General features: G+C 52.4%; 6 protein-coding genes. All 6 read left to right on the top strand.

Translation table 11 applies throughout. From position 1 onward, the window contains the following. Positions 1–218: 218 nt before the first annotated feature. The 6 genes from HK24_RS05530 to HK24_RS05505 all read left to right on the top strand — a co-directional run bounded on the left by HK24_RS05530 (position 219) and on the right by HK24_RS05505 (position 7165). Entirely contained in the window at positions 219–1244 is a 1026-nt protein-coding gene (locus tag HK24_RS05530; RefSeq protein ID WP_086633653.1) for a LacI family DNA-binding transcriptional regulator, read from the top strand. Positions 1245–1461: 217 nt separating this feature from the next. Then, positions 1462–2466: a Gfo/Idh/MocA family protein gene (locus HK24_RS05525; protein ID WP_086633652.1), complete on the top strand. Its 1005-nt coding sequence runs from the start codon at positions 1462–1464 to the stop codon at positions 2464–2466. Continuing rightward, on the top strand, positions 2463–3878 hold the full coding sequence (locus tag HK24_RS05520) for an MFS transporter (RefSeq protein WP_086633651.1): 1416 nt from the start codon (positions 2463–2465) through the stop codon (positions 3876–3878). Before HK24_RS05525 ends, HK24_RS05520 begins: the two co-directional genes overlap by 4 nt. Positions 3879–3973: 95 nt before the next feature. Then, the gene (locus tag HK24_RS05515) at positions 3974–4765 is read left to right on the top strand and encodes a 2-keto-4-pentenoate hydratase (protein WP_086633650.1); all 792 of its coding nucleotides are present in this window, start codon (positions 3974–3976) and stop codon (positions 4763–4765) included. A gap of 26 nt (positions 4766–4791) precedes the next feature. Then, positions 4792–5718 (top strand): 2-hydroxyacid dehydrogenase, encoded by a 927-nt coding sequence (locus HK24_RS05510; protein WP_086633649.1) that lies wholly within the window; start codon positions 4792–4794, stop codon positions 5716–5718. Positions 5719–5800: 82 nt separating this feature from the next. Next, positions 5801–7165: a carbohydrate porin gene (locus tag HK24_RS05505; protein WP_233126126.1), complete on the top strand. Its 1365-nt coding sequence runs from the start codon at positions 5801–5803 to the stop codon at positions 7163–7165. Positions 7166–7399: the final 234 nt, after the last annotated feature.

The raw sequence follows: 7399 nt of genomic DNA, 5'->3' as shown, positions 1-7399 counted from the left end.
TGCTTGCTGTCCTACAGATACAAAGTGAATCAGATCTCAGGCAGACCGTATAGGCCTTTTGTCAACGTGACCTAAACACCTAGGGAGGCGAGAAAATCTTGATTCTCAGCTGTCAATTAATGGTGGGTGTCTGAAAGAGATAAATCCTGATCGAACAGGTCCAGTTCATAAAAATATGGATCTTATTGAGATTTGTTTGTGTATTGTAATTTCGCGATATGAAAAAAAGTCCAGCACCTCAGCCTGTCAATCTTCTGGATGTCGCACGAGCTGCTGGCGTTTCTAGGGCGACGGCATCACTCGTGGTGCGAGGTAGCCCGCTTATTGCCCCCCCAACGCGTGAACGCGTTTTGGAAGCAATGAAACAACTCGGTTATATCTACAATCGTGGTGCAGCCAATCTGCGTCAGAGCCGAACTCATACGATTGGTCTGGTTCTTTCCAACATTGCTAACCCCTTCTTCAGTGAACTGACAGCGGGGGTCGATGACGTTAACGATGCCAATGATGTTGTCTGCTTCATTGCGAACAGTGTTGAGTCGCCCGAACGCCAGGCGCGTCAGATCCAGCGACTGAGAGAGCATAACGTTGATGGCGTGATTATCTGCCCTGCGATAGGGAGTGACGACACGTTGTTGGAAGATCTCCAACGTCTAAGCCTGCCGTATGTTCAGGTTCTGCGCCATGTCCCTTACGGATCAGGCGACTATGTTGCGGCTGACTACGCTTCAGGTATCGAAAAAGCCGTAAGACATCTCGTCGAAACCGGTCGGCAGAAAATCATGTTCGTGGGAGGAATGTCCGTCCATTCCGCTGCCGTGGCCCGACTGGATGGCTTCCATAGAGCTATGGCGCTTCATCAATTGCCTGACGATATGGTGGTCGCCGGCAAATGGGGTAACACTTATGATGAAGTTGAACTCGACCGGCTTCTTCCAGGATCCAATCCGCCAGATTCCGCGATCTGTTATAATGATATTATGGCTCTAGCGCTCATGAGTCACCTTCAACGCCGCGGCTATACGCTTGGCGATGATTTTGCCGTTATAGGGATGGATGATTTACCGCAGGCTGCGGCAGCCTATCCTCCTTTAACGACGATTGCGACGAACCCGCGCATGATTGGGCAGGCTGCGGCTACCCTGCTGCAAAAGCGGCTGGAAGCACCAGACCGACCTACAGAACGGATCATTCTTCCCGCAAATTTGGTTATACGGGCCAGCTCTGAAACCCGCACCTCATAATACCCCTCGGATAGGCTAGCGCTTTCCCTTCCCTGACATGATTATCACGTGTTTCGTGATATACTGCCAATAAATCACATATCTTTTATATTTCTATCACTAAACTTGCGTGACTTTCTCTCGGAAATAACGTTGAGATATGCAACTGCGATCTTTTAGATCGATCTAATTTTTGCCTTTAACTCGCCTCTGTGGTCGCAGGGTCAAAGGAGGAAGAATGAAAACGCCTATCGGTTGGGCTCTGATCGGGGCCAGTAATGTCGCCCGAGAGTGGATGATCGATGCAATCCGTTCACAGCCGGATGCGACACTCCGGACTGTTTTCAGTCGGGACGCACAGCGCGGGCAAGAATTTGCCACAGCTCATGATATTCCCGACAGTACGTCGGAGCTTGAAGACATTCTTCGAGACCCTTCCGTACACGTTGTTTATGTCAGCAGCCGCAATGAGCTTCATAAAGATCAGGTTCTGGCGGCAGCCCGAGCAGGCAAACATGTTCTCTGCGAGAAGCCACTGGCCCTCTCCCTGACAGACGCAGAGGAAATGGTCCGGGTTTGCCATGAATCCGGTGTCATTCTGGGCACGAACCATCATCTGAGATGCTCGGCCGTCCATATTGCGCTCCGACATCACCTGAAGACCAACGCTATCGGCGAACTGAATACCGTCCGCGTCTTCCATGCCAATTTTCTGGCAAAAGCGGTTGAAGGCTGGCGACTGAATGACGCAGGCGGTGGCCTTATTCTGGATAGTACAATCCATGACATCGATACCCTGCGCTTCCTGTTAGGAGCAGACCCAATTGATGTGTTTGCCATGACGCAAAGCGGTCGCCGGAGTGTAGCAGGGATTGAAGACGGTCTGATGGCTGTTATGCGCTTTCCCGGAGATGTTCTCGTACAGATCCACGGATCATATGCCGTGCCTTATGCGCCCGGAGGGGTCGAACTCTATGGTGAAAACGCGGCGTTGATCGCTCGGGATTGCATGAGCCAGAAGCCGACCGGCAGTCTGTCCTTGCGAGATGGTGACGGAGAGCATCCCATCGCCATCGAACATCATAATCTTTACCGCTACAGTGTCCGACGCTTCTGTGACAGCATTGCCGGGCATGGTTCTCCGGCAGCAACCGGCGAAGACGGTGTGGCTTCACTCAAGATCGCTCTGGCCCTGAAAGAATCAGTCCAGTCTGGTCATCAGGTCAAGGTGCCGCAGTCATGATTGCAACAACAATGACAAGCTATCCCTCCCTCGATCAGGAACACGCCACGGTTTCGAACGACGTGCTCTCTGAGCGCCCTGAAATGACCACAGAAGAACTTCGCCGCGCGGCCTGGACATGCTCGGTTGGCAGCGCGATGGAGTACTACGACTTCGCACTCTACAGCCTCGCGTCGGCTCTCGTGTTTGGTCCGCTTTTCTTCCCCAGCACCATCCCGGGCATGGGCCTGATCGCGAGCTTTGCGACCTATTTTATAGGCTTTGCAGTACGACCTATCGGCGGAATTTTCTTCGGCCGCCTCGGTGACCGGCATGGCCGTAAAAAAGTCCTGCTGATGACGGTCACCCTTATGGGTCTGGCCAGCTCCGCCATAGGGCTTATTCCGTCCTACTCTACCATCGGTATCGCCGCCCCTCTCCTGCTTGTTTTCATGCGCATGCTGCAAGGCTTCGGTGCGGGCGCAGAACAGGCCGGTGCGGCGGTCATGATGACGGAATCCGCCCCGCGTGAACGTCGGGGATACTTTGCTGCACTCCCGTTTCTGGGCATCCAGATGGGAACAGTAGCGGCGGGCCTGATCTATTTCGGGATGATGACAGGCGTTGCGAACATTGCCGACACCTGGCTCTGGCGCGTGCCCTTCCTCGGGAGTGCCGTCCTCCTTGTCATTGCACTGTATATGCGGCTGCGCCTCAAGGAATCCCCTGCTTTTGCCAAGCTGCGTGAGGAAGAAGAGCATGAAGAAGTCATGCCCCTGCGCCAGACACTGACCGGCTCATGGCGGCCGATCACTGCGGGTCTGGGGCTTCGGATGGCGGAAAACGGCGGCTCTTCCATCTATCAGGTGCTGTCTATCAGCTATCTGGTTCATACGGTTGGCATGAGCAGCAAATGGGGCACGCTGGCCTTGATCGGAGCGGCACTGGTGGGTGCAATCACCATTCCCGGCGCAGGATGGCTCAGTGACAAATATGGCCGGGTAAAGGTTTACCGTGGATTTGCCATTCTTCAGGCCGTAAGCGCCATTCCCGTCTGGTACGTCTTTAGCCAGGGAAATCCAGTGCTCTCCATGATCGCGCTTTCCTTCGCTCTTGGTATTGCGACCTGGGGAATGTTCGGAACGCAGGGCGCCTTTCTTCCCGAGATGTTCGGGGTTCGCCATCGCTACACAGCAGTATCCTTCACTCGTGAATTCTCTTCCGTGATTGCCGGAGGCGTCTCCCCCATGGTGGGTCAATTTCTCATCACCATGTTTGCACGGTTCAATATTGGCGGTGTCAGCAGCGGTAAGTTTGCCTGGATTCCACTGGCAACTTACGTGGTCTTCCTTGCCTGTCTGGCCATCACAGCCACGTTCTTCATTCCTGAACCCAGAGGCCGTGATCTCATGTCACAGAATGATGTCTTCTAAGGGCCTCCCCTAAAACACACGTCACTTTCTTCAGCTCATTCCAAATGCGTCCGCGCTTCGGACGCATGACGGCCTCTCTATGCTCGAGGTTTATCATGAACGATACAGTGTCTCTTTCTCCAAATGCCACACTGACTCAGTGTGCAGAGATCTTTCTTGCTGCCAGGAAAAGCAAATCCTGCCTGGATAGCCTTCCCGATACCATCGAGATACATGACGCCAAAGAAGCGTATTCTGTTCAGGATCAGGTCGCGCAAGCTCTGACGGCTTCCCTTGGCCCCGTCAAAGGTTGGAAAGTCGGAGCTCCGACGCCAGAAAGCGAGCCATTTTGCGCCCCCCTGCATCAGGCGACCCTGTTTTCCGGAGATACCAAACTCCCGGAAGGTCTTTGCCGCCTTTACGGTGTTGAGGCGGAGATTGTTTATATTTTCCGGAAAGACCTCCCCTATCGGGAAAAGCCCTGGACGCAGGCCGAAGTTTGCGATGCCATCGGGAGCGCTCATGCCGCTATCGAAATATTTGACACCCGCTTCTGCAAGGCAGGCTCCCAGGACGGACTGGTGCATCTGGCTGATCAGGGTAACCACGGCGCCCTGATTTACGGACCCGGAATTTCAACGTGGCAGCAGCTCACACCTGTAACCGAACAGGTCAAGCTTGTCCTTGATGACCAGATTGCCATTGAACATGCCGGAGGGAACTCCGCTGGAGATCCAATCCGTCTTCTTGTCTGGCTGGCCAATCATGCTGCGAAGCGCGGTCTTCCCCTGGAAGCAGGAACCGTCGTCACCACCGGATCCATGACCGGCACGAAATTCGTCCCTGCAGGTACGACCGCAAAAGTCGAAATCGGATCTCTGGACCCCGTCTCCGTCGTTCTTCCATAAAACAGGCTGTGTAAGGTTCTCTGATCATGAAACCGGAAATTCTTCTTATCGAGCCCATGATGCCTGAAGTCGAGCAGGTACTGGACGCCGCGTATGTTGTGCACCGTTATAATGAAACGCTGGTATTGACGGACATCGCACCGTGCATTCGGGGTATCGTCACCGGCGGCGGAAGCGGTGTCCCCTCCCACATCATGACAGCCCTTCCTAACCTGGAGATCATTTCCATCAATGGAATTGGGACTGATGCCGTCGATCTCGTTCAGGCCAGCCACCGTGGTATCAGCGTTACGACAACGCAAAACGTCCTGACAGATGACGTGGCAGATCTCGCCATGGCTTTCATCCTCGCGGCAACGCGCGACCTGATTCCGGGAGACAGTTTTGTCCGCAATGGTCAGTGGGGCACCGGCTTCCTCCCCTTGGCTCACAAGGTCACCGGCAAGAAACTCGGAATTTTTGGGATGGGAAAAGTCGGACAGGCCATCAGCCGACGGGCGCATGGCTTTGACATGCCCGTTTCCTATTTCAGCCGTACCAATCTTGAACTTCCTGATATCCCGTTCATTCCCAGCCTGACAGCACTGGCAAAGCAGAGCGATATCCTTGTCGTCGCTGCATCGGGCGGCCCTCAGTCCCGGCATCTTGTAAACCGGGACGTCATGGAAGCACTGGGGCCGGACGGGCTGCTGGTCAATATTTCCCGCGGAAGCGTGGTGGATGAACAAACCATGGTAAGCCTGTTGCAAGATGGCAAACTCGGCAAAGCCGCGCTTGATGTTTTCGAGAACGAACCCAGTGTTCCCGCTGCCCTTTACCGCATGAGCAATGTGGTTCTTCAGCCACATCGTGCCAGCGCAACCGTAGAAACACGCCGACAGATGGGTCAGTTGGTCACGGCCAACCTTGCGGCACATTTCTGCGGCGCTCCGCTACTTACCCCCGTGATTTGAAACTGCTTCAGGCTGGAGCACTTCGATGCCGCGCTCTCTATGTCCCACTACAAAAATCTTTCTGGCATGCGTTTTCTCATGCGTGGTGTTTCTTTCCTCCAAAGCAGAGGCACAATACCGAGGGCCGGTCTCCGCAACGGCTCCTCTCTTTGCCCTGGATACGCCGGCCGGCTACGACAATACCCCTTTTACGCCTCCGGTAGAGAACATGCTCCTTCCCTGGGACAGGCTGATCAAAAAGCTGAACAAGAAAGGGATCGGCATTGTCGTGGACTATACCAGCGAAAGCGCCGTCGCCTTAAATGCAGGGCATGGCGGGGACGCTGGTTATGCCCATCAGATCGGGGTGGAAGTTGATCTGGACTGGGAAAAAATTATTGGCTGGAAAGGATTTATTACCCATGCGGTTTTCGTTAACCGCGCGGGCCATAACCTCGCAGCAGATCTGGGCGATCACTCTTTGAATGGGTTTCAGGAAATTTTCGGCGGTGGCGGCAATGTCGGCGTTCATCTGGTCTATGTGTATGGAACTCAGGATCTGTATAAAAAACGCATTCAGATTGCGGTTGGCAAAATGCCCGTGAATATTGATTTCGCCAATTCCCCCTTGTTCTGCACGTTCATGAACAAATCGAACTGTGGGATACCAAAATCTCTGACCCGGGGTGCAGCGGGATATGCTACCTATCCGGGATCGACCTGGGCCGCCAGAGTTCGTTACTGGCCGCTCCATGGTCTTTATATCCAAGCGGGTCTTTATGGCGTCAATCCATACCTAAATACCAACAAGTATGATCGGACTGGTTTTGAAATGGGTACAGACCTTTATACAGGCGTCTATACTCCTGTTGAAATCGGCCTCATCCCTCATTTTGGAAAAAACAATCTTGTTGGCCATTATAAATTTGGCTTCGCTTATGATTCTTCTCAATACCGGGATGTCTATTACGACAATAATGGCAATGCTGCTGCTGCCACCGGTCTCCCTTACCGCTGGACGAATGGAAAAACGCAGATATGGCTTCAGGCTGACCAGATGCTGATCCGTAATGGAAGCGGCCCGTTACACGGTCTCTACGCACTCGCCGGGTTCGCTAAAAGCGATGGGAAAAACAGCCCTTACACCTATCAGATCTATGCAGGGCTCGTAGATCGGGGACCATTTTCCACCCGTCCACAGGATACATTCGGCGTTGAGTGGTCTGAAACGATGGCAAGCCCGGAACTGGTTGCTTCGCAGTGGATACGCTATCGTCAGAGACTGCCTCTCCCCGGAAACACGACCTACCCTCAAAGCCATATCACGACCCTGGAGGTCACTTACAACATCCATGCATTCCAAGGTCTCTCCATCCAACCTGATTATCAGCGTATCTGGAGAACAAATCTTCAGAAGAACAAACCGACTGTCGATGCTGTGGGATTGAAGATACATGCTGTTCTTTAGTCTGAATATTATAATTTATTATATCCTGCAGACAGTCATTTTATAATAAATATATATTTACCAACAATCCTAATTTTTTATACTAAAACACGGATGTATACATATGAATTGGTATAATATCAAGAGATATATTATATTAATTTTTAGATTATCGTAGATTTTTACTATAATTAAAAATTACTTACAATTATATTAAATTTTTTAAATAAATTATAATAAGTAATTTATTGCGCT

Source organism: Gluconobacter sp. DsW_058 (assembly GCF_002153615.1).
GTDB classification, from domain to species: Bacteria; Pseudomonadota; Alphaproteobacteria; order Acetobacterales; family Acetobacteraceae; genus Gluconobacter; species Gluconobacter cerinus.
This window is presented reverse-complemented; position numbering and strand designations above follow the sequence as displayed.